The organism is Mesorhizobium sp. CA14 (genome assembly GCF_020165195.1).
Classification (GTDB): Bacteria; Pseudomonadota; Alphaproteobacteria; order Rhizobiales; family Rhizobiaceae; genus Mesorhizobium.
The window spans coordinates 23,359-47,851 of sequence record NZ_JAIUHR010000014.1 but is presented as its reverse complement, the minus strand read 5'-3'; the positions used below and the strand labels follow the sequence as shown (position 1 = coordinate 47,851).

The following is a 24,493-nucleotide window of genomic DNA, read 5'->3' as shown; positions in this document are numbered from 1 at the left end:
ACACCGGTAGGTACTATGACCGTCTCTGAAAGCTGACGACCACCGTCTCGACCGAGGGGCAAGTGATCCTGCCCAGCGCCATCCGGAAACGGAAAGAGTGGGGCCCGGGAACGAGGCTCGAGGTTGAAGAAACGGCTGAGGGAGTGCTTTTGAAGCTGGCGCCTGTGTTCGCGGCGAAACAGCAGAACGATGTCTTTGGCTCCCTGCCATCCCGCGGCGCGCCGAAGACAATGGAAGAAATGGACGCAGGCGTCCTCGCCGAAGCACGGCGGCGCCATGCTCGCGATTGATACGAACGTCACCGTTCGCTGCCTGACGAACGACTTCCCGAGCAGCCCCCGCGCACCAGGCGGTTGATTCCGGCTTGAATGCATCCTCCACCTTGAAGTGAACACAATCGTGTTAGGACATTATTAATTGTTTAATTGGCGGGGCGGGCGTTTGCGCATTAGCTTCTCGCCAGTCTTCTGGTTGCGGTGGTGTCGGCAATGCAGCGTTCCCCTGGCGTCCTGACCTCTTCTTTCCTCCTTGGCCTCGTTTCGTTGGTTGGCGCCTCATCGCTGCAAGTCGGCCCTGCAGCGGCGCAGTCGTCGCTGTTCAAGCTAACGTCGACACGACCTGATGCAAGCTCCGCCGCGGTCGGCAGCAGCACCAGCGTCCCATATGGCTGGCTCGATTTCTGTCATCGCCGGCCGAAAGAGTGCAAGGTGCCTACCCTGCCCGCCGCCAGCATCAGGCTGACCGCGCAGAACATGAGCATCCTCAGGCGGATAAACCGGACGGCGAACCGTTCCATCAAGCCGGTCAGCAATTACGACCACTGGGGCACGATGATGGACCACTGGGACTATCCAACGGACGGCAAGGGCGATTGCAAGATCTACGCGCTCTACAAGCGCAAGCTTCTCCAGGAAGCGGGATTCCCCCGGCAGGCGCTGCTGATGACGGTGGTGCGCGATCTTCACAATGAGGGCCACACCATCCTGACGGTGAAGACCGACAAGGGCGATCTCGTGCTGGACAATCTGGTCGACGAAATCCGGCCCTGGAACGCCACCGGCTATTATTTCCTGAAGCGCCAATCGCAGCAGAACCCGAATATCTGGGTTTCGCTCAACCAGCGCGGCGGCACGGCGAAACGGCTGTCTCCAAGCTCGTAAAAGCCAGAGCATTTCACCGTTTCACGGAAACGGCGAGCCGCTCTATCTCACTGGGACGCAATTCCGGAGGGAAGGCTACGGTGAAGTCGCCGAGCCCGAACCTTTCACCTTTTCCCGCAATCGCTCCCGGAGCGACCAGAGCGGTCTGGTCTGCTTTTGACGGCCTGACCCGTCACATTCTCGCAAATTCATGGGGCCGGAAGTCCGGCCCATGAACGGGCGTTGCCGCCCGCGGCCAAGGCAAGCCTTGCTGGCCTACTGCTTGCAGGGCGGCTCGCCGGGATGCCCGCAGGCCGGCTTCTTGTTTCCCTGCGGCGGCTGCTCCTTGGGCTGCTGCGGCAGGCGCCGCTCCTGTATCTGAGGCTGAGGCCGCGGCTGCTGCTGCAAGCGTCTTTCTTGCATCTGAGGCTCAGGCCTCAACTGCTGCAGGCGTCTCTCTTGCATCTGAGGCTTTGGCTGCGCCTGGAACTCCGGCCTTTGCGGCCTGAGCACCTGCACGTTCGGCCTTTCCTGCTTGAAGTTGCGCTGGACCTTGGCGCCCGCGCCGGCGGAACCCTCTTCGCCGTTCGGCAGCCTGCGGAACTTCCTGTTTTCATTGGCCGAGCCCTGATTCTGGTCGGAGAACACACTCGGATTGTTTCTCCTGAGCCGCTCCTGCACGCTCGCCCGGTTGTCGGCCGGTGCGCCGTTGACGGTCGGCAGCTTGCGGAACTTCCGACCTCTATCGCCTCCGTTGACCGAGCCTTGATCGCTCGGGCTGACAGCTGTCTGACCTTCTGATAGATCCTTGCGTGTCAGCTTCCTCGGTCTGTTTTCGTTCTGGCCGGACAACGCATTCGGATTGTTCTTCCCGAACCTCTGCTGAGCGTTTTGCCCGTTCTCGCCCGGCGCGCCGTTGACGGTCGGCAGCTTGCGGAGCTTCTTGCCTCTATCGCCTCCGTTGACCGAGTCTTGATCGCTAGGGCCGACAGCTGTCTGGCCTGCCGACAGATCCTTGCGTGTCAGCTTCTTCGGGTTGCCTCCATTCTGGCCGGCCAAAGCATTCGGATTGTTCTTTCCGAACCTCTGCTGGGCGTTCTGCCCGCCCGGCGCGCCATTGACGCTCGGCAACTTGCGGAACTTGCCCCTCTTGTCCTGATCGTTGACAACTCCGTTCTGCTGGCCATTGCCCGTAACGGGGGCGCCGGCATTTCCGGTAGCCTGCTGGTTGCCACTCACAGTGCCTTGCTTGCCCAGCACCTTCCTGTTGGGCGCATTCTGGCCGTTGAGCACCGGCTTGCCGTTGACGAGCGGCAGCGCTTTGCCGTCAGCTCCCGGCAAGGCGTGATCGGTCGAGAGCTTGCCCATCGTCTTGGCCTGCGGCGTCGCACCCGGCTGCTGGCCCTGCGTGACAGCCTGCCCCGGCTTCAGCGATTGCGGCGTCGCACCAGGCTGCTGGCCCTGCGTGGCAGCTTGGCCCGGCTTCAGCGGCTGGCCGCCCTGATTTTGCTTGAACAGCACCGCCCTTTTCTGCAGCAACGGCGGCAGCGCCACCTTGGCCGCCAGCGCGGCCGCGCCCGCACCAACCGCCATCTTCTGGCCGGTGGTGAGGCCGCTCGGTGCATTGGCGTTGGGTTGTCCGGCCTGATTGGCCGGCTCGCTGTTGATCGTCGTGTTGTTGATGTTGTTGATGACGGTCGTGTTGTGAATGTTGTTGAAGATGATGTCGTTCGGCGGCGGCACGATGTCACGGGGCGGTCTGACCCAGACCGGCACGGGGACGAAGACCGGCGTCGGCAGGACGTAAACATCGACCGGCGGCGGGGGCGGCGGCAGCACGACGAAATCCGGCGGCGGCGGCGGCAGGAATATCACGTCGATCGGCGGCGGCGGCTCGAAGTCGAAATCGGGATCGTCGAAATAGAGCACCGGCCTGTCGACATAGATGATTTCTTCCGGCGGCGGCGGCGGCACGTCGTAGACGATGACGGTGAAGCTCGCCGGTGGCTCGAGCTCAGCGTCGAAATGTTCCAGCCGGCGGCGCGCGTCCCAGGCATGCAGCCCGTGCGGATAGCGATCGAGGTAAGACCAATAAGCCTCCGGCGTGTCCCGCAGCCATGTTTCGCGCCAGGTGATCGCCTCGCGCCGCGCAGCGATGATGGCGCGCACACGCTTGGCCATCGGATCGTGCGGATAAGCGACGAGGAATTCCTCGTAGCCGCGCATGGTATCGCGATCGAGTGCCGCGACATAGGCGTCATGCGCGTTGAAATCGCGGATCGGCCTGGTCCGGTTGGCCCGTTCTTCGGACTCCGAAACCTTCGGCGGCGGCGCGTCCGGAGCGCGTTCGAAGAAGACGAAAGGCGCGCTGATCTTCGAGGCGTCCCACGGGATTTCGGCGCCTAGCGTCACCTCGTTGACGCGTAGCCGCGTGCGGTCGAAAACATCGTCAAGCGACAAGCCGCCTTCGCGCATCATCTCCGCTAGCGCCTGAGCATAGGCGCCGTATGGGCCCTTGCCTTCCGGCGCAACCGTTCCGGGCGCCGCGTTGAACGCAATCAGCATGTTGGGGTCGGGGTCGACCAGGGCGAGACCGCCGGCCAGCGGCTGGCTCATTTTCGGAAGGGCATTCGGCCGCGCCGCGTCGAGGACGACGATATTGACCTTCGCCGGCAGTCCCGCCAGGGACTTGGTGATATCGGAGAGCCGCATGGCCTGCAGCGGCACGTCGGCCGGATTGGCGATCTGGGCATCTACCGGCAAGAAATAGTTCTCACCTTCGAACTGCACGCCGCGGCCGGCGAGGTATACGAAAACGGTCGCGTCCGGACCGGCGGCGGAAACCTTTCCAAGGAAATCTCGCAGCGCGCCACGCAACGATTCCTGGTCGACGTCGCGCGCGCCGACCACGTCGAACCCTGCTGCCTGCAAGGTCTGCGCAATCAGGCCGGCGTCATTCGCGGAGGTGACCAGCGCATCCGACGGATAGGCGGCGTTGCCGATGACGAATGCGAGACGTTTCTGCTGTTGGGCGAGCGCGCCGGTCGTGGACGCGACGGCGAACGCGACGAGAATGACGAGAAGACCGATGACTTTCCGAAGCGAGCGCATTGCAATCCGCCATCCTTGTCCGCCATTCGTCCAACGCGATAACGCCGGAGAGGCAGGAATGTTTCCCTAACAGCAGAATTAAGGCCCTTCAAAAAGGCGGCTTTAGGGCGCAATTTCGTCGAAAGAACAGAGGCTTCACAATTTTCATGCGAGCCCCCGGCGGCGGGCTACCGCCGCCGCTTCGGCTTCTCCAAAAGCGCCACGGCCTCGACATGCGGCGACCACAGGAACTGGTCGATCGGCGTGACGCTCTTCAGCGCGTAGCCGCCATCGATCAGGATGCGCAGATCGCGCGCCAGCGTCACCGGATTGCAGGACACCGCAGCGACCAGCGGCACGTCGGAGCGGGCGATCTGCTTCGACTGATCCTCGGCGCCGGCGCGCGGCGGATCGAAGACCAGGCCGTCGAAAAGGTTCAACTCCTTGAAGGTCAGCGGCCGGCGGAACAGGTCGCGGCGTTCGCTGGTCACCCGCTTCAGGCCGCCGGCGAAGCGGAAGGCGCGGTCGAGCGCGGCGAGCGCCGGCGCATCGCCCTCCACAGCGTGAACCTCTGACTTCGCCGCGAGCCTGAGCGCGAAGCTGCCGCAGCCGGCAAACAGATCCGCGACCTTCCTGGCGCGCGACAAATGCCGGCCGACAAGGCCCGCCATCGCCTGCTCGGCGGCTTCCGTCGCCTGCAGGAAGGCGCCGGGCGGCACGGCGACCGCGACCGATCCGATCTGCACCACCGGCTTCTTCGGCTCGACGACGATCTCTCCGTCGACGGAAAGCCGCGCCAAACCCTCAGCTATGACGAAATTCGACGCGATACGGCGCTGATGGTCGCCAAGCTTGCCGGCATCGTGCACAGCTATGTCGAGGCCTGAAGCGGTGACGGTCACCGTCATATGAAACGCCTTCGGGGTGGCGCAGACCAATCCGGCGAGGGCGCGCAATTTGTCGAGCGCCGAGACGATCGCCGGCAGCGAGATCGAGCACTCCTCGATCGGGATGATCTCGGAAGACAGCGCGCGCACGAAGCCGAGCAGCATGCCGGCCTCGGTACGCCTGGCGCTGAAGGTGACGCGGCGGCGAGTGTGCGGCGCGCAAGGCACCAGCGCAGCGATGTCGGATGCGATGCCCTTGGCTTTCAGCGCCTGCACGACCCTCTCGCGCTTCCATTGCTGGTAGGCTGCGGCCTCGTAATGCTGCAGCGCGCAGCCGCCGCATTCGGTGAAATGGCGGCAGGCCGGGCCGACCCTGAGCGGCGAGGCTTCCAATACCGACATCAGCGCGGCGCGGTCCTTCTGGCGCGCGGCCGTGACCGTTTCGCCCGGCAGCGTGAACGGGATGAAGATCTCCCCGCCTTCGGCATTGGCGATGCCGTCGCCCTGCGAACCGAGCCTCGCAATGGTGAAGCGTGCGCTCATCGCCCGTCCTTCATGGCGGCGAGCAGGAACTCGCGGTTGCCGTCGCCGCCTTCGATTGGCGATGGCTGGAGCCCCAGCACGCGCCAGCCTGGAACGCCGGCCAGCCAGTCGCGCAAATTTCCGGCAATGCGCCCGGCTTCGCCCGGATTCTTGAGCAAGCCGCCCTTGCCGATGGCCTCGCGGCCCGCCTCGAATTGCGGCTTGACCAGAAAGATTGCCTTGGCGCCTTCGCCCGCCAGTTCCAGCGCCGGCGGCAGCGCAAGCTTCAGCGAGATGAAGCTGACGTCGCAGACAAGGAAACCGGGAACGCGGCCGCCGAGATCGGCTGCCGTCAGATCGCGTGCGTTCAGTCCTTCGATCACCGTGACACGCGGGTCGCCGGCAATGTCAGGGTTGATCTGGCCGTGGCCGACATCGATCGCCGTAACGTGCGCCGCGCCGCGCTCGAGCAGCACCTGGGTAAAACCGCCGGTCGAGGCGCCGATATCAAGCGCCTCGCTGCCGGAAGGATCGAGACCGAAATGATCGAGGCCGGCGATCAGCTTCAGCGCGGCGCGCGACACATAGGCCTGCGCCGGATCGTCGATGGCTACGAGGCAGTCCGGCGCGACAGGTTGGCCGGGCTTGCGGGCAACGGCGCCGTCAACCGTCACCGTGCCGCGCTCGATCGCGTCGCGGGCGCGCGAACGGCTGGCAAACAGGCCACGCCCGACGAGCAATTCGTCGAGCCGCTGGCGCCGGCTGGCTGGCAAAGGGGAACTCATCGGCCTTCATTGGCGAAAGCCGGGCGCGAACGCAATGGGTTTGAATATCGGGCAATAGGCTGCAGAATGCCGATAGGCACAGGCCGTTCGTCAGCCGGTGGAGGTGGCAATGCTGAAGGGTACCTGTCATTGCGGCGCGGTTCATTGGACGCTGGAGGGCGATCCCGGTGGAATCACCGCATGCAATTGCACGCTTTGCCGCCGCTACGGTGCGCTCTGGGCCTATGATTATGTCGACGAGCGCATCCGCGTCGCCGGGCCGCTGAAATCGTACACACGCGCCGAGGTGGCGGAGCCCGCGCTGGAAATCCTGTTCTGTCCGACCTGCGCCTGCGTGGTCGCCTGGCGTGGCCTGCGTTCGAGCAAAAGCGGCCGCACGCGTATCGCAGTCAATGTCAGGCTTGCGCCGCCCGAGGAGGTCGCCGACCTGCCGATCGACCATTTCGACGGCCTGAATAGTTTCGACGACCTACCGCGCGATCGCAGCTGCGTGCGCGATATGTGGTTCTAAAAAATAGTGCGAGAAACCTGGCGCTCGACGGCGGGCATCAGGCCGTCATTGCCGGAGGCTTCCTTGCGCGGCGGCTCAACCGGAGTGGGCGCGACGGGCGTGGCATCCGGCAGCACTACGAGTTGAGGAACCTGCTTATAGGAGAAGGCGCCGCGGATGTTGCCCATCTTGCCGGCAACGATGTCCAGCACCGCCTTTTCAAGATTGCGGTCGTAACGCGTCTCGGCTGCCACCGGTGCAATCATGCCCGCCAAAAGGACCATGCCGCACAGAAGCGTTTTCATTTTTGTTATCTCCCTGCCTGGCTCGAACTTCTAACAGGGCGCCGTTGAAAATCGGCCAATAGACAGGGTAAGCGAACCGCCAAACGGGAGCGTTAACAGATAGTTACAATGTTGGCTTGATGCAATTCCGAGCGCAAAACCGCTGCACAGTTTTGCTGGAATTGCTTGGCAAGCCGGCAAACGATTCAGCGTCTTGACGTTCTGATTCAGGCGCGCTGCGCCTGCACGCCGCGACCGAGCGCGGCGAAGACAGTGCGCACGATGCCGGCCGAATCCAGCCCGGCATCGGCATACATCTTTTCCGGCTTGGCGTGGTCCGTGAACACATCCGGCAGCACCAGCGGGCGCACCTTGAGGCCGCTTTCCAAGAGGCCTTCATGAGCGAGAAAATGCAGCACCTGGCTGGCGAAGCCGCCGATGGCGCCCTCTTCCACCGTCACCAGTACCTCATGCGAACGGGCGAGCCGCCGGATCAGATCCTCGTCCAGCGGCTTGGCGAAGCGGGCGTCGGCAACCGTGGTGGAAAGGCCGGCAGCGCCAAGTTCCTCGGCCGCCAACAGGCAATCCTGCAGCCGCGTGCCGAAGGAAAGCAGCGCGACCTTGGTCCCTTCCTTGAGGATGCGGCCCCTGCCGACATCGAGCAGCGAGCCGCGCTCCGGCATGTCGACGCCGACGCCATTGCCACGCGGATAGCGGAAGGCGATCGGACCATCATCATAGGCCGCCGCGGTGCGCACCATATGGCGCAGCTCCGCCTCATCCGCGGCGGCCATGACGACGAAGCCCGGCAGCGTGGTGAGGAAGGTCGTATCGAAAGCGCCGCAGTGGGTGGCGCCGTCGGCACCGACGAAACCGGCGCGGTCGATGGGAAAACGCACCGGCAATTTCTGGATCGCCACGTCATGGACGACCTGGTCGTAGGCGCGCTGCAGGAAGGTGGAGTAGATGGCGGCGAAGGGCTTGTAGCCTTCGGTGGCCAGCCCCGCGGCGAAGGTCACCGCATGCTGCTCGGCAATGCCGACATCGAAAGTTCGCTTCGGAAACACCTCGCCAAAAAGGTCGAGGCCGGTGCCGCTCGGCATGGCGGCGGTGATGGCGACGATGCGGTCGTCCTCACGCGCTTCCTGGATCAGGCTTTCGGCGAAGACCTTGGTGTAGGCGGGCGCATTGGCCGGCGCCTTGGCCTGCGCGCCGGTGATGACGTCGAATTTGTTGACGCCGTGATATTTGTCGGCCGCGGCTTCCGCCGGCGCGTAGCCCTTGCCCTTCTGGGTCACGACATGGATCAGTACCGGGCCTTTGCCATTGTCACGGACGTTCTTCAGCACCGGGATCAGATGTTCGAGATTGTGACCGTCGATGGGGCCGATATGGTAGAAGCCGAGCTCCTCGAACAAGGTGCCGCCGGTGACGTAGCCGCGCGCATGCTCGACGGCACGGGTGATGGCGCGGTCGGCGCGCTTGCCGAGATAGGATGTCAGCTTCTTGCCGAAATCGCGTAGGCCCAGATAGGCCTTGCCGGAGGCAAGCCTGGCCAAATATGCGCTCATGGCGCCGGTCGGCGGCGCGATCGACATGTCGTTGTCGTTGAGGATGACGATCAGCCGGGCATCGAGCGCGCCGGCATTGTTCAGCGCCTCGAAGGCCATGCCGGCCGACATCGAGCCGTCGCCGATGATGGAAATGACATTGTTGCGGCCACCCGACAGGTCTCGCCCCATGGCCATGCCGAGACCGGCTGAAATCGAGGTCGAGGAATGCGCGGCGCCGAACGGGTCGTATTCGCTCTCGGCGCGCCGGGTGAAACCGGAGAGGCCGCCTTCCTGGCGCAGCGTGCGGATGCGGTCGCGGCGGCCGGTCAGGATTTTGTGCGGATAGGCCTGGTGGCCAACGTCCCAGATCAGCCGGTCCTGCGGCGTGTTGAAGACATAGTGCAGGGCAACCGTCAGCTCGACGACGCCGAGGCCGGCGCCGAGATGGCCGCCGGTCTGCGACACGGCATCGATCAGCTCGGCGCGGAGTTCCGCGGCAAGCCGCGGCAGCGCGCTCTCATCAAGCGTCCGCAAATCCGCCGGAATGCGGACCTTGTCGAGCAGCGGCGTGTCTGGCTTCACTCGGGCGCGTCCTGCCTTATTGATCGAACACGGCGCTATCAGCAGATTGCGCCATAATCATGCGCGGGAATAGGCCGACGGCGGGCGAATGTAAATGCGCGCCAGTGACGCGTGCTACGCTGCAAGGTGTATTGAGATTCAGGTCAGGCCGCGCCGAAAATGATGGATTCCGAGAACCGGAGCGGAGCGTACTCAAAGTACGTGAGCACCGGAAGCGCAGGAAACCGGCATTTGCAGGCCGGCCTCACCTGAATATCAACACACCTTAGTTCTCGGGCAGCGGAATAAACTCTTCCTCATCGCCAGGAACGATATCGAAGCGGCCCGTCTTCCATTCCTGCTTGGCCTGCTCGATGCGTTCCTTGGAGGACGAGACGAAATTCCACCAGATATAGCGCTTGGAGCCCAGCGAAGCGCCGCCGAACAGCATGAAATGCGCACCGCGCTCGGAGGAAACAACGATCTCCTCGCCCGGCTTGAACACCAGGAGCCGTTCGGCAGGGAAAACATCGCCGGCGATCGAGACGTCGCCCTCCAGCGTGTAGATGGCGCGCTCCTCGGCATCGGCCGGAATCTTCACGCTTGCACCCGACACTAAGCGCAGATCGGCATAAAGCGTATCCGAAGCGGTCGCCACGGGCGAACGCAGCCCTGAGAATTCGCCGATCACGATGCGTCCGCTGACACCCTCGGCATCGATCTGCGGCAAGCGGGCCACCGACGTGTTCGCGAAAACCGGGGCAATCTCCTCCTTGCCGTCGGGCAAAGCCAGCCAGGTCTGCAGGCCGGAGACCGACATCGGCGCGCCGCGCAATTCCTGTGGCGTGCGCTCGGAATGAACGATGCCGCGTCCCGCGGTCATCAAATTCACGTCGCCCGGCGCGATCACCATTTCGGTGCCGAGCGAATCCCTATGCCTGATCCTGCCGTCGAACAGGTAGGTGACGGTGGAAAGCCCGATATGCGGATGCGGACGCACATCGAGCGCGTGGCCGGCGCGCAGGATCGCCGGGCCCATGCGGTCGAAGAAGATGAACGGCCCGACCAGCCGGCGTTTTGCCGTCGGCAGAGCGCGGCGCACCTCGAAGCCGCCGATGTCCTTGGCGTTCGGAACGACCATCAGCTCGATCTGGTCGCAGGCGAAGGCATCGCCGGGTTCAGGGTCGTTTCCGGGAAAAAAGCTCATGACTACCCCTCAGGCGAAACGCAGCGCCGACCTGGCCTTCGCCTTGGCAGCCTCTTCCTCGCGATTGCGCGGTTCCTGGTTGGTTTCGAGCGAATCGATCAATTCGCGCGCGACAGCGGCGATCGCCTCGACGGCATGGTAGAAGGCATGCTCGTTACGCTTGGACGGCTTGGTCGAGCCGCTCAGCTTGCGCACGAACTGAAGTGCTGCGTCATGCACTTCGTCATTGGTCGCCGGCGGTTCGAAATTGGCCAGGGTCTTGATATTGCGGCACATGGCTTGAACTCCTTACCTGCTTTCTCTGCCCACCCTATTCCAAATCAGTCGGCGTCCAGCGGCTCAGTTCCCACCGGCTTGCCGTCGCGCGACAGCCTGATCTTCTCGACCTTGTCCTCGGCCGCTTTCAGCAGCCGGTCGCAATGCGCCTTCAGCGCCTCGCCGCGCTCATAGATCTTGATCGACTGGTCGAGCGGGACGTCGCCGCGCTCAAGATCATCGACGATCTTCTCCAGCGCGTCGAGCGCCTGTTCGAAGCTCATCGCCTTGACGTCCTCATTGCCTTCCAATGCCATACTCTATCCCTTCATCAGCCGCCCGACATGGGCGGCGACTGAAAATGCCAGTCCCTGCAGATCGTAGCCGCCTTCCAGCAGGCTGACGAGCCTGTTGCCGCTGTGGCGGCCGGCGCGTTCCATCAATTGCCCGGTCGCCCAGTCGAAATCGTCCTCGGTCAGGTTGATCTCGGCCAACGGGTCGCGATGGTGCGCATCGAAGCCGGCGGAAATGATGATCAGGTCCGGCGCGAACGCGTCGATCGACGGCAGCACGCGCGACAGGAAGGCGTCGCGGAAGAGATCGCTGCCGGTCTGCGGCGCCAGCGGCGCATTGACGATATTGCCGGCGCCGGTCTCGCTCTTCGCGCCGGTGCCCGGATAAAGCGGCATCTGGTGTGTCGAGCAATAGAGGACCGACGGATCGTCCCAGAAGATGTCCTGGGTGCCGTTGCCGTGGTGAACGTCCCAGTCGACGATGGCGACGCGTTCGGCCTGATGCTTGTTTTGGGCGTAGCGGGCGGCGATCGCCGCCGTGTTGAACAGACAAAAGCCCATCGCGGTGGTCTTTTCGGCATGATGTCCAGGCGGGCGGGCGGCGACAAAGACGTTTGCCGCACGGCCCTCGAAGACGTCGTCGACCGCGGCGTTGGCGGCGCCGATCGCCGTCACCGCGGCCTGCCAGCTTTTCGGGCTGGCGCTGGTGTCGGCGTCGATCGAGACGATGCCGCTCTCAGGGATCGCGGCGCGGACACGCTCGACGAAGTCCTGCGGGTGCGCATAAAGGATCGTTTTCTCGTCGCCTTCCGGCGCCTTGACGCGGTCGAGCGCCGAAAACGCCTCGTCGTCGAGCACGCGCTCGATGGCGCGCAGGCGGTCGGGCCGTTCGGGGTGGCCGGGCGGCGTGAGGTGTTCGAGGAAGATCGGGTGCGTGTAGAGACGGGTGGCCATGGCGCCTAATCTAGGGACCTATGACCGCAATGACCATGTTTGGCAGGCCGAATGGCTGGGGAAAATCGCGTCTTGCCGTGTCGCTAACGCCATTGGCTGGTGCCGGGTTTCGCTGTAAGGTCGCGTCGCTGCCTGGTGCCCGCGACGCGGGAGAATCGGGAACACGGTTGAACTCCGTGGCGTGCCCAACACTGTAAGGGGGACCGCGCCGGCAAATGCCACTGTCGAAGACGGGAAGGCGCCGGATGCGGGACGATCCCGAGCCAGAAGACCGGCCCGGCAGACATGGTTTTCCGCTTGGTCAGGCGGGGGACTGCTTGTCGCAAGGGGAAAAGCGATGACGGCAGCAGCGATCGCCACAAGCGGCGACGACTTTGACCAATTGGCGCGCGACGCGGTCTACCGGGCCATGTTCACCAGGCGCGACGTGCGCAGCCATTTTGTCCCAGACGATCTCGATGACAGTGTGCTCGCTCGACTTCTCACCGCCGCACATCACGCGCCATCGGTCGGATATATGCAGCCGTGGAATTTCATCGTCATCCGCGACGCCGCGAGACGACGGCAGGTGCGTGACCTTTTTCTCGCCGCGCGCGAGCAGGAATTGCCGGCGATCGAGGCGGAACGGCAGGCGCTCTATCGCAAGCTGAAGCTCGAAGGCATCTGCGAAAGCGCGCTCAATCTGTGCATCACCTGCGACCGGCAGCGCTCGAAGGACTCGCCTCTCGGACGTTGGCACAATCCGGAGATGGATCTCTACAGCACCGTCTGCGCGGTGCAGAATTTCTGGCTGGCGGCGCGGGCCGAAGGTGTCGGCGTTGGCTGGGTGAGCATCATCGAAACCGAGGCATTGAAGCGGCTTCTCGCGATCCCGGAGCATGTCACGCCGATCGCCTATCTTTGCGTCGGCCGCGTCTCGGAATTCGCGCCGAAGCCGGATCTTGAGACGCATGGCTGGGGCAAGCGTCTGCCGCTGCCCGAACTGGTCATGAGCGAGACGTTTCGCGGCGCCGGCGAGGCGCCGCTTAAATCGGCAATCGCAAAGCTTGGCGGCCCATCAAAGCCATGATCAGGCGGCTCTCGGGGTATCCCAGCGCGAGCCGCCACCAACAGAGCCCAGCGCCTTGTCGCGCAGTTCCCTGAATTTGGACGAGGTCTCGGCGAGCCGCCGGTCCCATTCGGGATTAGGCGCCTGCCCTTCGATGGCTTCGAAATAGACCTGCATCAGCGAGGCGATGGCGAAGGGCTCGATGAAGGCCGCCTTGAACGCCCAGGCAAAGACGATGGCGAGCACGAAGGCCCAGCCGGCTAACTGCCCAGGCATGACCCACAGAATCGCGGCCGCGGGCGCCAGCATCAACAGGAAGATGACGAAGGACACGCCCCACATGATCACCGCCAGCCAGACGGCGTTCTTGACCATGTGCTTGCCGTTCTGCGCGTAGAGCACCACGCCTTGTCTTGCCGTCTCGAATGGCGAGTTCGAATTGATGCGGATGTTGTAGCCTAGGATGATCTCGTCGACATAGGTCAGCGACAGGCGGATCACCGTGTTGATGAAGCTGACCACACCGCTCAGGCCCGGAATGGGCAGGAAGGCGGCGATGCCGCCGATCAGGCCGGTGATGGCGCGGATGGCGCCCTTGACCAGCTGGTCGACGACGAAAAGGATGTTGGCCTCGGCAAAACGCTGGGTGACCACTTCCTTCGCATAGGCGATCTGGCCCTGGCCGTCGGGAACCTCGTGACCGTCGATCAGATGCACCATGACGGCGATATGGCCCGCTTTCAGCACATAGAGGATGTATTCGCGGATCCAATAGACGGCGATCGAAACGACGCCGAAGCCGACCACGCCGCCCCACAGCGCAAAGGACATCGGACCGTCGGGATCGGTCGAGATGGGCCCGACGCCATAACCGACGCTGGCGCCGGTACCGGTCGCCATGATGTAGGCGACCGTGATGCCGAAATAGACGATCATGCGAAAGACGATGAACGGCCATGTCCGCATCATGATCGACACAGACCTGGCGATGCTGAAGTCCCACATGCCCCGACTCTCCCACCCTTAGAGAATGGGCGGGGAGCATGCGCCTGCCCCGGCGATTGTCAATCACGGCAGGGTTGCGCCGGCCCGAAACCGGTGCACAACCCGGTGGCTTGGTTACCCAAGCGAACCGTCATGGCTTCTTGCGCAAGCCTTCGAGCAATTGCTTGAAGGCCGCGATCGCCTTCTTCGAGGTGGCTTCCGGATCCTTCGAATTGGCGATGCGCTGCGCGGCCTGACTGCTGGCGCCATTGATCAGCCGTGAGGTCGTCTCGGGATCAAGCTCCGGAACGACCACGCCCTCTTCCTGCAGCTTGGTCAGATGCTCGGTCATCGAGGCGGTGCAGGCATTGGCGTTCGGCCACTGTGCCGGGTCGCCGAGCACCGCCGGGCCGTCGCGGAACATGATGCGCTGGATTTCCGGCTCCAGCGCCATCTCGATATAGGTGGTGCATTCGTCGACGAAATGCTGCCAGCGGGTCGGCGCCTTGGAAGCCACCTCGTTCACCCGCAAGGCCATCTCGCCGTCGATCTCGGCGATCACCGCCTGCATCAGTCCCTTCTTGTCGCCGAAATGGTGGTAGAGCGCGCCGCGCGTCAGGCCGGCCGAAGCGGTGAAATCGTCCATCGAGGCCTCGGCATAGCCGATCGTGCCGAAGGCATGGCGGGCGGCCGCGATCAACTTGGCGCGCGTCTCGGCGATCATCTCCTTGCGCGGTCTGTGCATGGCCCTGGCCCTATTCACATACGTCTCGTATGCCAATTGACATACGCGACGTATGAACTATGTGACTTTCATACGCTGCGTATGTAGTTGCGGCATTCACCCTTGTCGAGGAGCAGGATCATGCGAAACCCCTATTCGGACATCTTTCGGGCTCCCGGCACGAAAGGCTTTGCCACGGCGGCTTTCATCGCGCGCTTACCGATCGCCATGGCGCCAATCGGCATCGTGGCGATGCTATCGCAGACGCATGGCGAATATTGGCTGGCCGGCGCTGTCTCGGCCACATACGCGCTGGTCAACGCCTTCCTGTCGCCGCAGGTATCGCGGCTGGTGGACCGGCGCGGCCAGACGGCGATCGCCGCGCCGATGACGCTCGTTTCGGTGCTTTCCTTCGCAACATTGATCATCGCGGCCAACCAGCACTGGCCGATCTGGACGTTGTTCCTGTCGGCGCTGCTTGCGGCCGCCATGCCCAGCATCCCGGCGCTGGTCAGGGCGCGCTGGACCGAGATCTTCCGCGACCGGCCGGAGCTCAACACGGCGTTTGCCTTCGAATCGGCCGCCGACGAACTGGTCTATGTCGCCGGCGCCTCGCTGTCGGTGGGCCTGAGCGCGGCGCTGTTCCCGGAAGCCGGCATGGTGGTCAGCACGTTGCTGCTTGCGCTCGGCTCGGCGGCATTCCTGCTGCAGCGCTCATCCGAGCCGCCGGTCCGCCCGGCGGAACATGGAGCGGCCGGCTCGGCGATCCGCCTGCGGCCGGTGCAGATCATCACCTTCGCGCTGATCTTCGTCGGCGCGACCTTCGCCACGACGGAAGTGACGACGGTGGCGATCACCAAGGAGTTCGGCCAACCTGAGGCGGCGAGCCTCGTCATCGGTGTTTATGCGCTGGGATCCTTCGTGCTCGGCATCATCGTCGGCGCGCTCAGCCTCAAGGCGCCGCTGCAGCGGCAATTGGCACTCGCGGTCACCGTGATCGCGCTCACCACCTTGCCGCTACTCTTCGCCGACACCGTGCCAACGCTGGCGCTGGCTGTGTTCGTCAGCGGCGTCGCGATCTCACCGACCTTCATCACCGCCTTCGGCCTGATCGAGCGTCACGTGCCGCCGGCGATGCTCACCGAAGGCGTCACCTGGGTGACCACCGGGATCGGCATCGGCATGGCGCTGGGCTCCTTCGCCGCCGGCTGGATGGTCGACAATTTCGGCCCGCAGAACGGGTTCTGGGTTTCGGTCGCGGCCGGCGCGATCGCGCTCGTTGCCGTGCTCGCCGGCCAATGCCGGCTGGCGACGGACGATTGCGAGGCGGACAGGGGCGAGGCGGCAATGCCCGCTGAGTAACGTTACGAGCGTACAGCCATCCGATGATCATTGCGGAGGTCGGAAGTTCGCCGAGGCCTCCCGTCAGTCAGCAACGCCGGCGGGGCTGCCGCCAGGACCTCCGGTGCGTCAGTCCTTCGACGGACTACAGAATTTCCGTCTTGGCGATGTGAATGCCAAATCCCTCGAGGCCGACATAGTGGCGCTCGCGCGAGGCGATCAAGTTGATCGAGGAGATACCCAAGTCCTTGAGGATCTGGGCGCCGAGGCCGATCTCGCGCCATTCGTTCTCGCGGCGGCGGGCTTCCTCGTGGTCCTCGCGGTCGCCACTGGCGGGCCGCTTGCGCTCCTGATGGGCGACACCGACCGAGCCTTCACGCAGATAGACGATGACGCCTCGCCTGCGCTCGCCCATCGCCTTCATGATGCCGTCGAGCCGGTGGCTGGTGCCGAAGACGTCGGTGACGACATCTTCCGAATGCAGCCGTACCGGCACCTCCTCGCCATCGCGGATGTCGCCGAAGACGACTGCGAGATGGTGCATGGAATCCCAGGGCAGCGTGTATGTAAAGGCCTGCGCCTTGCCACCGGGCGTGTCGATGTCGGAACAGGCAACGCGTTCGACCAGCGTCTCCTTGCGCTGGCGATAGGCGATCAGGTCGGCGACCGAGACCTGCTTCAGCCCATGTTCCTCGGCGAAGGCCTGCACTTGCGGCCCGCGCTTGACCGTGCCGTCGTCATTGACCAGTTCCGAAATGACGCCGACCGGCGGCAGGCCGGCAAGCTTGCAGAGATCGACCGCGGCTTCCGTATGGCCGGAGCGCATCAAGACGCCGCCTTCGCGCGCGATCAGCGGGAAGATGTGGCCGGGGCGTACGAAATCCGAGGGGCCGACATTGCCGTTGGCAAGGTTGCGCACGGTGAGCGTGCGGTCGTCGGCGGAAATGCCTGTCGTGGTACCATGTTTGAAATCGACGCTGACGGTGAAGGCGGTGGTGTGGGCGGAATCATTATCCGCCACCATCGGCGCAAGATTCAGCCGCCTCGCGTCCTCGCGCAGCATCGGCGTGCAGACGATGCCGGAGGTGTTGCGGACGATGAAGGCCATCTTCTCCGGCGTGCAATGGACGGCGGCGACGATCAGGTCGCCCTCGTTCTCGCGCCCGTCATCGTCCATGACGACGACGATCTCGCCGCGCTCGAAGGCACGGATCGCTTCGACGATCTTCTTCTGGTCGTATGGCATCGGCGCTCGCTTCGCTCGCAAGGGAGTAGGGGAATAGGGCAGTAAGGGAGTAGGGGAAAGGAAAAAGTTTTGGCCATCGGGCAAGCGTTAGCCTACTGCCCTACTGCCTTACTCCCCTGCTACCTTCCTGTCTGTCCTCTGTGCCGCAGATAATGATCGGCGATCGCGCAGGCAACCATGGCCTCGCCGATCGGCACGGCGCGGATGCCGACGCACGGGTCGTGGCGGCCCTTGGTCATCACCTCGACATCTTTGCCGTCCTTGTCGATCGACTGGCGCGGGGTCAGGATCGAGGAGGTCGGCTTGACGGCGAAGCGGGCGACGATCGGCTGTCCGGTCGAGATGCCGCCCAATATGCCGCCGGCATGGTTGGACAAAAACACCGGCTTGCCGTCATTGCCCATGCGCATCTCGTCGGCGTTCTGTTCGCCGGTGATGCGGGCCGCCTCGAAGCCATTGCCGATCTCGACACCCTTGACGGCGTTGATCGACATCAGGCCGGACGCGATGTCCTGGTCGAGCTTGGCGTAGATCGGCGCGCCGAGGCCAGCCGGCACGCCGTCGGCGACGATCTCTATCACCGCGCCGACCGAAGAGCCGGCCTTACGGATGCCGTCGAGATAGGCGGTGAAGACCGGAACCGAGGCCGGATCCGGGGTGAAGAACGGGTTCTCGGCGTCGCCAACGAAATTCCAGTTCCAGTTGGCGCGGTCGATGGACTTTTCGCCCATCGACACCAGCGCGCCGCGCACCGTCATGCCGGGCACTATCCTGCGCGCCAGGGCGCCGGCCGCAACCCGCGCTGCGGTCTCGCGCGCCGAGGAGCGGCCGCCGCCCCGGTGGTCGCGCAGCCCGTATTTGACGTCGTAGGTGTAGTCGGCATGGCCCGGCCGGTACTGGCGTGCGATCTCGCCATAGTCCTTGGAGCGCTGGTCGACATTCTCGATCAGCATCGACACCGGCGTGCCGGTGGTGATCATCGTCTCGCCGTCCCCGTCGAGGATGAAGCCGGACAGGATCTTGACCTCGTCCGGCTCGCGGCGCTGGGTGACGAAGCGCGACTGGCCGGGGCGGCGGCGGTCGAGCTCGGCCTGGATGTCCTCGCGCTTGAAGCGGATGCCGGGCGGGCAGCCGTCGACAACGCAGCCGAGCGCGGCGCCATGGCTTTCACCCCAGGTGGTGACGCGAAAGAGATGGCCGAATGTGTTGTGCGACATGAGAATACGCCCTGCCCCGGCGAGGGAACCCGGTTAAGGCTGCCTTCTATTGGCGTTTTCCACAGTGGTCAAACGGTGATCGGATGCATCAAACTGTGATGTGGCGGATTTAGTTTTGACACATTCGGTTGGTTTCTGCTCTCTTCCCATCCGCCGTTGAGGATCCGCCGCTGACCAGCCGGCGCAATGACCAAAGAGGACGACGATGCGTACCCTGATTGGCGCCGCCTGCGCCATGTTGCTGATTTCCACCGCCGCCGCGTTCGCCGGCCAGACCGAAGGCCTGATCAAGAAGGTCGACAAGGACACGCTGACGCTGACGCTTGACGACGGCAAGGCCTACAAGCTCAACGCCGAGACCGATCTCGATTCGCTGAAGCCCGGCATGGACATCGTCATCGCCTATGACGTGACCAATGGCGAGAATGTCGTGACGGATATGCAGTTGCCCGACAGCGACCAGAATTAAATTCAGATGAGGCCGGCCTGCAAATGGCGGCTTCCTGCGCTTCCGGTGCTCACGTACGAAAAGTACGCTCCGCTCCGGTTCTCGGAACCCACCATTTTCGACTCGGCCTGACCTGAATTTGCCAAGCCGCGCCTAGTGTCTCCGCGACGGAGCGTTCGCTCCTGCTTCGCCTGGGATGGCGAAGCGGAGTGCCTTCAAAGCCACTCCAAATTCCGGCCCTCCAGCCGCAACAGGCGGTCCTGGGGGATTTCGAGGCTGGCGGCCTCCTGCTTGGAAATGCCGGTGACCAAGCGGAAGAAGCAGCGCATGACGCCGCCATGGGTGACGCAGACGGTCGGCTGGCGCAGCGCGTCGAACCACGGCTTTATCCGCTCGAGCAGCATCTCGTAGCTTTCCGCGCCCTCGCCGGGCGGCTGGAAGTCCCACTTGGCGTGGCGACGGCCGTCGGTTGAACCGGGGGCACGCTTCTCCAGTTCGGCGAAGGTGAAGCCCTGCCAGTTGCCGAAACTTATCTCGACCAGGCGCGGATCGGTGCGGTAACCGGAGGGATCGATCCCCATAGCTTCGCGCATCAGCTCCATCGTCTCACGCGTGCGCCGCATCGGGCTGGCGACAAAATCGAAATCCGCAGGATTTCTGACGAGCTCCGCCAGCCGCAGGCCATTGCGCGTCGCCTGCTTGCGGCCGAACGCATTGATGTCGGTGTCGGCCTGGCCCTGCAAGCGGTGCTCGGCATTCCACTCGGTCTGACCGTGGCGCGCGATGTAGACGAGCGGATACATCAGGTCTTCCAAGGTCGGGCCAGGGCCTGGGACGAAGGACAGGCGAAGGTAAGGATCAGTCCTTGACGGTCGAGATATCCGGCGCGTCGACCGCCTTCATGCCGACGACATGGTAGCCGGAATCGACATGATGGACCTCCCCGGTCACGCCTCGCGACAGATCCGACAGGAAGTAGACGCCGGAATCGCCGACCTCTTCCTGGGTGACCGTCTGCTTCAGCGGCGAATTGTACTCGTTCCACTTCAGAATATAGCGGAAGTCGCCGATGCCGGAGGCGGCCAGCGTCTTGATCGGACCGGCGGAGATCGCGTTGACGCGGATCTTCTTGGCGCCGAGATCGACTGCGAGATAGCGAACGCTGGCCTCCAGCGCCGCCTTGGCGACGCCCATGACGTTGTAATGCGGCATCACCTTCTCGGCGCCGTAATAGGTCAGCGTCAAAAGCGAACCGCCATCGGTCATCAGCGGCTCGGCGCGCTTGGCGATGGTGGTGAAGGAATAGACCGAAATGTCCATGGTGCGCAGGAAATTGTCGCGCGTCGTCTCGACATAGCGGCCGGTGAGCTCATCCTTGTCGGAGAAGGCGATGGCGTGGACGAGGAAGTCGAGCTTGCCCCAGTGCTTGGCGATGTCGGCAAAGACGGCGTCGAGGCTTTCCGGGTCGGTGACGTCGCAATGGCCGGCGACATGCGCGTTGAGCTCGGCCGCGAGCGGCTCGACGCGCTTCTTGAAGGCCTCGCCCTGATAGGTCAGCGCGATTTCGGCGCCGTGATCGACGCAAGCCTTGGCGATGCCGAAAGCGATCGACCGATTGTTGGCGACACCCAGGATCAGGCCCCGCTTACCGGCCATCAGGCCCTGTCCACCCGCCATGTGCAAGCTCTCCGAAAGAATATCCGCTTTGTGGAGAGCCTATCGCACAGGCACAAAGCCCCTTCAAGCGCTCAAAAGACACTGCAAGAGGAACAAAATTCCCTCAATCACCCTTTCTGCGGCGCATCAGGGCCTCAAGCTCGGCATCGCCGCCCTCCGGCAGCATCAGCCGTACATGGGCATAGAGATCGCCATGGCCGCCCGCTTTTTCCGGCAGGCCCCTGCCCTTCAGGCGCAGCACCTTGTCCGAGCTCGACCATGCCGGAACGTTAACCGCGAGCTTGCCGGTCGGCGTCTCGACCGTCACCTTGGCGCCGAGCACGGCATCGGCCAGATCGACGGGCAGATCGACATGCAGGTCGCGCCCTTCGATGCGGTAGCGCGGATGGCGGCGAATGTGGATCTTGACCAGCGCGTCGCCCGGTTGGCCCGGACCCTGCTCGCCCTGGCCCTTCAGGCGGATTGTCTGGCCGTCCTCGACATAGGCCGGCAGCTTGACCGCGACCTTGCGGCCGTCGGGGAACATTGCCGTCACCTTATCGGCGGTGGCTGCCTCCTCGACGCTGATATCCATGGTGACGTTGAGATCGGCCGCCTGCACCGGCTGGCGGCGGTCTGCCCGGCCGGCGCCGCGGGCGCCGGAAAAGGCTTCGCCGAATATCTGGCTGAAGATGTCGCTGTTGCCGTCGAACGGATCGCCGCCCGGGCGCCCGGTGCGGAATTCAAAATGCGCGCCGCCCGGGCCCTGCTGACGGCGGAAGCCGGCGAACGGGTCGCCGCCGGCCGCGCCCTCAAAGCCCTGGAATTTCGGCTTGCCCTCGGCGTCGATCTCGCCGCGATCATAGGCGGCGCGCGTCTTCTCATCGCCGACGATCTCATAGGCCTGGTTGGCGGCGGCAAAACGGTCCTTCGCCTTGGGATCATTCGGATTCTGGTCCGGATGATACTTCTTGGCGAGCTTGCGGTAAGCCGATTTTATGTCCTTGGCCGATGCGTTCTTGGCAACGCCCAGCACCTCATAGGGGTCGCGCATGCTTCCTGCCTGCAAGAGAGAATGGATTTGTAATCGCCCCCTATATGCGCTCGCATAGGAAGAAATTCCAGTGGCGCAAGGGCAATTAGCGCCTGAAACTCAGAGCGTCGCAAATTCAGGGCGCCGCAAATTCAGGGCGCCACCGAAATCAAAGCGCCTTGAATTCCTGCATGCGCCAGCCACCGGCGCCGGCAAGGCACAACTCGCCTTTGTAGAGCGCGACGCCGTCGAAGCTTTCGCGCGTGGCGCTGAAGCGGCGGCAGGTCACACCGCCATCCTTCAGCTCGACCAATTCGGTGATCGCGCCGCGCGAGCCGGTGCCGGCGTTGGCCCATGGCACGGCCTGGCCGCCAAGCTCCTTGATGTCGGCGGAAGAAACGGCGTTGCCGATGGTGGTCTGGTCGGAGTCCGTGTCGGCGATCGCCGGAGCGGCAGGCGAGGACGGCGCGCTGGAAGTGATGATCGAGCGATCGACATCCATTTTTTCCAAGCTGAAGCCGCCCGCACCGCAGCCGGCAAGGGAAAGGGCCGCCGTCACGACCACAGCCTTGACGCTGGCCGAAGCGATAACGCCCCATTGCCCGCTGTCAAAAGCTTGCGCGATACGCAACAATCGGCGAACTCCTCCCGGAACGGTAAAAATTCGGAAAACTATGAACGAAACTGAGTTAACAAGCGGTGACTTCACCGAGGCCGCGGAGCCTTTCAGGCTCTTTGCCGCATGGCTGGAGGACGCCACGAAAGGCGAGCCCAACGATCCCAACGCAGTGGCGCTGGCAACCGTCGACGCCGACGGCATGCCGGATGTGCGGATGGTGCTGCTCAAGGGGTTCGACGAAAAGGGATTTGTCTTCTACACGAATTTCGAGAGCGTCAAGGGCCGCGAAATTCTTGGCAGCATGAAGGCGGCGATGTGCTTCCACTGGAAATCGCTGCGCCGCCAGGTGCGGGTGCGCGGGCCGGTCGAGATCGTCGGCGACGCCGAGGCCGACGTCTATTATGCCACGCGCCCGCGCGGCAGCCGCATCGGCGCCTGGGCCTCGAAACAGTCGCGGCCGCTGGAGAGCCGCTTCGCGCTGGAAAAGGCGGTGGCCGAATACACGGCGCGTTACGCCATCGGCGATATCCCGCGGCCAAAACACTGGTCGGGCTTCCGCATCCTGCCGCAGACAATCGAGTTCTGGCATGACAGGCCATTCCGCCTGCATGACCGCATCCTCTTCTCACGCAACGCCATCGGCGGCTGGGACAAGACGCGGCTTTATCCCTGACGTTGTGACGATGGCGTGTGCGATTGAACCTGCCCTTCGATAGGAAGGAAAGACGCATGAACCTGTTCCTGGCCTTTCTCGGTGTCTCATTCGTCGTGCTTGCCACGCCTGGACCGGACACTGCCATCACCATCCGCAACACGCTGCTTGGCGGGCGCATGGCAGGTGTGTTCACCGCGCTCGGCATCTCCAGCGGCCAGACGATCTGGGCGTTGGCTACCAGCGCCGGCATCGTCGCGCTGCTCGTCGCATCGGAACCGCTGTTCCTTGCCGTCAAATATGCAGGCGCGGCCTATCTCATCTATCTCGGCTTCAAGGCCCTGCAGGAAGCGCTGCGGCCGCCGCATCGCCAGGACACGGCAATCGTGGCCAGGCCGGCGCGCCGCCTGACGGCGGCAAGCGCCTATCGCCAGGGGCTGATCAGCGATCTTGGCAATCCGAAGATGGCAGTGTTCTTCGCGAGCTTGCTGCCACAGTTCGTGCCGCCCGGCGGAGAAAGTTTTTCAGCGCTGCTCGGCCTCGGCGCGGTCTTCGCCGTCATGACGTTCACCTGGCTCGCGCTCTATGCGACCGTAATCGCCAAGGCTGGGGATTTCCTGCGCCGCCCGTCCATTCGCCGCACCATCGAGGGCTTGACCGGAATGGTGCTGATCGGCCTCGGTATCCGCATCGCGACGGAGCACCGGTGAGCGGGTGATCCGCCCTACGGGGCCGCCTGCGCGACCTATTTCTTCCTGGTCATGAAAGCGGTGAGCGCGGCGCGCGCCTCTTCGGAGGTCAGCCGCTCGCGGAAATGCTCGCTTTCGACCTTGATGCGGGCGATCAATTCCTCGCGCGGCTCGCGCATCAGGTCGCGAGCGATCTTCAGCGCCTGCGGCGGCTTGGCGGCGATGTCGTTGGCGACGGCCAGCGCCGCCGCTTCCAGCGCGTCTTCCGCAACGACATCGTAGATCAGCCCCGCGGCCTTGGCGCGCTCGGCCGAAAAGCCTTCGCCGAGGCCGAGCAGCGCGAAGGCGCCCTGCCGGCCAAGCAGCCGCGGCGCGATCAGGCTTGAGCCGGCTTCAGGCACCAGGCCGAGATCGACGAAGGGCGTGCGGAACAGCGTGCGCGGCGTGGCGAAGGTCAGGTCGCAATGCAGGTTGAGCGTGGTGCCGATGCCCACCGCAATGCCGTCAACGCCCGACACCATCGGCTTTTCGGCCTTGGCCAGCGCCATCAGGAAATCCCAGACCTCGTCGCCGCCCTCGCCGCCTGTGGCGATAACCAGGAAATCGGCGAGATCGTTGCCGGAGGAGAAGGCGCCCGGAACGCCGAGGAAGACATGGACGCGGACCGCCGGATCGGCATCGCCTTCGGCGAGCGCCGCCGACATTTTCGCATACATCGCACGCGTCAGCGCGTTCTTCTTGTCCGGGCGGTTGATGCGGATGATCTGCACGGCGCCCTGGCGCTCGACGAGGATGTGGTTTGTCACGATTTTTTCC

The 24,493-nt window shown here is 64.1% G+C and carries 26 protein-coding genes and 1 riboswitch; of the genes, 8 read left to right on the top strand and 18 right to left on the bottom strand.

Translation table 11 applies throughout. The features are described 5' to 3' along the window. Positions 1-32 precede the first annotated feature (32 nt). Entirely contained in the window at positions 33-290 is a 258-nt protein-coding gene (locus LB565_RS16495) for an AbrB/MazE/SpoVT family DNA-binding domain-containing protein (RefSeq protein WP_224585889.1), read from the top strand. Positions 291-488: 198 nt separating this feature from the next. Continuing rightward, the gene (locus LB565_RS16490) at positions 489-1,160 is read left to right on the top strand and encodes a transglutaminase-like cysteine peptidase (RefSeq protein ID WP_224585752.1); all 672 of its coding nucleotides are present in this window, start codon (positions 489-491) and stop codon (positions 1,158-1,160) included. A gap of 255 nt (positions 1,161-1,415) precedes the next feature. Here the strand turns inward: LB565_RS16490 and LB565_RS16485 are convergent, their stop codons facing one another. The 3 genes from LB565_RS16485 to LB565_RS16475 all read right to left on the bottom strand — a co-directional run bounded on the left by LB565_RS16485 (position 1,416) and on the right by LB565_RS16475 (position 6,423). After that, positions 1,416-4,250 (bottom strand): caspase family protein, encoded by a 2,835-nt coding sequence (locus LB565_RS16485; RefSeq protein WP_224585750.1) that lies wholly within the window; start codon positions 4,248-4,250, stop codon positions 1,416-1,418. Positions 4,251-4,417: 167 nt separating this feature from the next. Continuing rightward, on the bottom strand, positions 4,418-5,659 hold the full coding sequence (locus LB565_RS16480; RefSeq protein WP_224585748.1) for a class I SAM-dependent RNA methyltransferase: 1,242 nt from the start codon (positions 5,657-5,659) through the stop codon (positions 4,418-4,420). Next, on the bottom strand, positions 5,656-6,423 hold the full coding sequence (locus LB565_RS16475) for a TlyA family RNA methyltransferase (protein WP_224585746.1): 768 nt from the start codon (positions 6,421-6,423) through the stop codon (positions 5,656-5,658). The genes LB565_RS16480 and LB565_RS16475 overlap by 4 nt, the downstream gene beginning before the upstream one ends. A 109-nt stretch (positions 6,424-6,532) precedes the next feature. On the opposite strand from LB565_RS16475, the gene LB565_RS16470 reads away from it, so the two are divergent. Further along, entirely contained in the window at positions 6,533-6,934 is a 402-nt protein-coding gene (locus tag LB565_RS16470; RefSeq protein ID WP_224585745.1) for a GFA family protein, read from the top strand. On the opposite strand, the gene LB565_RS16465 is transcribed toward LB565_RS16470, so the two are convergent. The 6 genes from LB565_RS16465 to LB565_RS16440 all read right to left on the bottom strand — a co-directional run bounded on the left by LB565_RS16465 (position 6,931) and on the right by LB565_RS16440 (position 12,020). After that, positions 6,931-7,218, bottom strand: a complete 288-nt coding sequence (locus tag LB565_RS16465) for a hypothetical protein (protein WP_224585743.1) — start codon at positions 7,216-7,218, stop codon at positions 6,931-6,933. The genes LB565_RS16470 and LB565_RS16465 overlap by 4 nt on opposite strands. A gap of 206 nt (positions 7,219-7,424) precedes the next feature. Next, positions 7,425-9,332: a 1-deoxy-D-xylulose-5-phosphate synthase gene (gene dxs, locus LB565_RS16460; RefSeq protein ID WP_224585741.1), complete on the bottom strand. Its 1,908-nt coding sequence runs from the start codon at positions 9,330-9,332 to the stop codon at positions 7,425-7,427. Between the two features lie 265 nt (positions 9,333-9,597). Further along, positions 9,598-10,518: a pirin family protein gene (locus tag LB565_RS16455; protein WP_224585739.1), complete on the bottom strand. Its 921-nt coding sequence runs from the start codon at positions 10,516-10,518 to the stop codon at positions 9,598-9,600. Between the two features lie 9 nt (positions 10,519-10,527). Then, the gene (locus LB565_RS16450; RefSeq protein ID WP_095766753.1) at positions 10,528-10,794 is read right to left on the bottom strand and encodes a DUF2277 domain-containing protein; all 267 of its coding nucleotides are present in this window, start codon (positions 10,792-10,794) and stop codon (positions 10,528-10,530) included. A 44-nt stretch (positions 10,795-10,838) separates the two neighbouring features. Next, a complete protein-coding gene (locus tag LB565_RS16445; RefSeq protein WP_095766752.1) occupies positions 10,839-11,090 on the bottom strand; it encodes an exodeoxyribonuclease VII small subunit in 252 nt (83 codons plus the stop codon). A gap of 3 nt (positions 11,091-11,093) precedes the next feature. Further along, positions 11,094-12,020, bottom strand: coding sequence for a histone deacetylase family protein (locus LB565_RS16440; protein ID WP_224585737.1), 927 nt, complete (start codon positions 12,018-12,020; stop codon positions 11,094-11,096). Between the two features lie 116 nt (positions 12,021-12,136). Then, a riboswitch (cobalamin riboswitch) is annotated at positions 12,137-12,315 on the top strand. A 42-nt stretch (positions 12,316-12,357) separates the two neighbouring features. On the opposite strand from LB565_RS16440, the gene bluB reads away from it, so the two are divergent. Further along, the gene (gene bluB / locus LB565_RS16435; protein WP_224585735.1) at positions 12,358-13,089 is read left to right on the top strand and encodes a 5,6-dimethylbenzimidazole synthase; all 732 of its coding nucleotides are present in this window, start codon (positions 12,358-12,360) and stop codon (positions 13,087-13,089) included. On the opposite strand, the gene LB565_RS16430 is transcribed toward bluB, so the two are convergent. Then, complete coding sequence (locus LB565_RS16430; RefSeq protein WP_224585733.1) at positions 13,090-14,073, bottom strand: hypothetical protein; 984 nt, start codon at positions 14,071-14,073, stop codon at positions 13,090-13,092. Between the two features lie 130 nt (positions 14,074-14,203). Continuing rightward, the gene (locus LB565_RS16425) at positions 14,204-14,797 is read right to left on the bottom strand and encodes a TetR/AcrR family transcriptional regulator (RefSeq protein ID WP_224585731.1); all 594 of its coding nucleotides are present in this window, start codon (positions 14,795-14,797) and stop codon (positions 14,204-14,206) included. A gap of 120 nt (positions 14,798-14,917) precedes the next feature. Here LB565_RS16425 and LB565_RS16420 point away from each other — a divergent pair, with 120 nt between their 5' ends. Then, the gene (locus LB565_RS16420; protein WP_224585729.1) at positions 14,918-16,138 is read left to right on the top strand and encodes an MFS transporter; all 1,221 of its coding nucleotides are present in this window, start codon (positions 14,918-14,920) and stop codon (positions 16,136-16,138) included. Between the two features lie 124 nt (positions 16,139-16,262). Here LB565_RS16420 and ribB read toward each other — a convergent pair whose 3' ends face one another. Both ribB and aroC read right to left on the bottom strand, forming a co-directional pair. Then, positions 16,263-17,363: a 3,4-dihydroxy-2-butanone-4-phosphate synthase gene (gene ribB / locus LB565_RS16415; RefSeq protein WP_095766746.1), complete on the bottom strand. Its 1,101-nt coding sequence runs from the start codon at positions 17,361-17,363 to the stop codon at positions 16,263-16,265. Between the two features lie 119 nt (positions 17,364-17,482). Continuing rightward, a complete protein-coding gene (gene aroC, locus LB565_RS16410; RefSeq protein ID WP_224585727.1) occupies positions 17,483-18,580 on the bottom strand; it encodes a chorismate synthase in 1,098 nt (365 codons plus the stop codon). Positions 18,581-18,785: 205 nt separating this feature from the next. Here aroC and LB565_RS16405 point away from each other — a divergent pair, with 205 nt between their 5' ends. After that, on the top strand, positions 18,786-19,049 hold the full coding sequence (locus LB565_RS16405) for a DUF1344 domain-containing protein (RefSeq protein WP_224516004.1): 264 nt from the start codon (positions 18,786-18,788) through the stop codon (positions 19,047-19,049). 194 nt (positions 19,050-19,243) lie between these two features. Here the strand turns inward: LB565_RS16405 and LB565_RS16400 are convergent, their stop codons facing one another. From LB565_RS16400 to LB565_RS16385, 4 genes are all read right to left on the bottom strand, one after another. Next, a complete protein-coding gene (locus tag LB565_RS16400) occupies positions 19,244-19,831 on the bottom strand; it encodes a histidine phosphatase family protein (protein ID WP_224585725.1) in 588 nt (195 codons plus the stop codon). 55 nt (positions 19,832-19,886) lie between these two features. Further along, a complete protein-coding gene (fabI, locus tag LB565_RS16395) occupies positions 19,887-20,705 on the bottom strand; it encodes an enoyl-ACP reductase FabI (RefSeq protein ID WP_127229536.1) in 819 nt (272 codons plus the stop codon). A 103-nt stretch (positions 20,706-20,808) separates the two neighbouring features. Next, on the bottom strand, positions 20,809-21,738 hold the full coding sequence (locus LB565_RS16390; protein WP_224585723.1) for a DnaJ C-terminal domain-containing protein: 930 nt from the start codon (positions 21,736-21,738) through the stop codon (positions 20,809-20,811). 148 nt (positions 21,739-21,886) lie between these two features. Next, on the bottom strand, positions 21,887-22,351 hold the full coding sequence (locus LB565_RS16385; RefSeq protein WP_224585720.1) for an RT0821/Lpp0805 family surface protein: 465 nt from the start codon (positions 22,349-22,351) through the stop codon (positions 21,887-21,889). 40 nt (positions 22,352-22,391) lie between these two features. On the opposite strand from LB565_RS16385, the gene pdxH reads away from it, so the two are divergent. Both pdxH and LB565_RS16375 read left to right on the top strand, forming a co-directional pair. Further along, a complete protein-coding gene (gene pdxH / locus LB565_RS16380; RefSeq protein WP_224585719.1) occupies positions 22,392-23,009 on the top strand; it encodes a pyridoxamine 5'-phosphate oxidase in 618 nt (205 codons plus the stop codon). 56 nt (positions 23,010-23,065) lie between these two features. Then, on the top strand, positions 23,066-23,698 hold the full coding sequence (locus LB565_RS16375; RefSeq protein ID WP_224585717.1) for a LysE family translocator: 633 nt from the start codon (positions 23,066-23,068) through the stop codon (positions 23,696-23,698). A gap of 35 nt (positions 23,699-23,733) precedes the next feature. Here LB565_RS16375 and LB565_RS16370 read toward each other — a convergent pair whose 3' ends face one another. After that, a complete protein-coding gene (locus LB565_RS16370) occupies positions 23,734-24,483 on the bottom strand; it encodes a crotonase/enoyl-CoA hydratase family protein (RefSeq protein WP_224585715.1) in 750 nt (249 codons plus the stop codon). Positions 24,484-24,493: the final 10 nt, after the last annotated feature.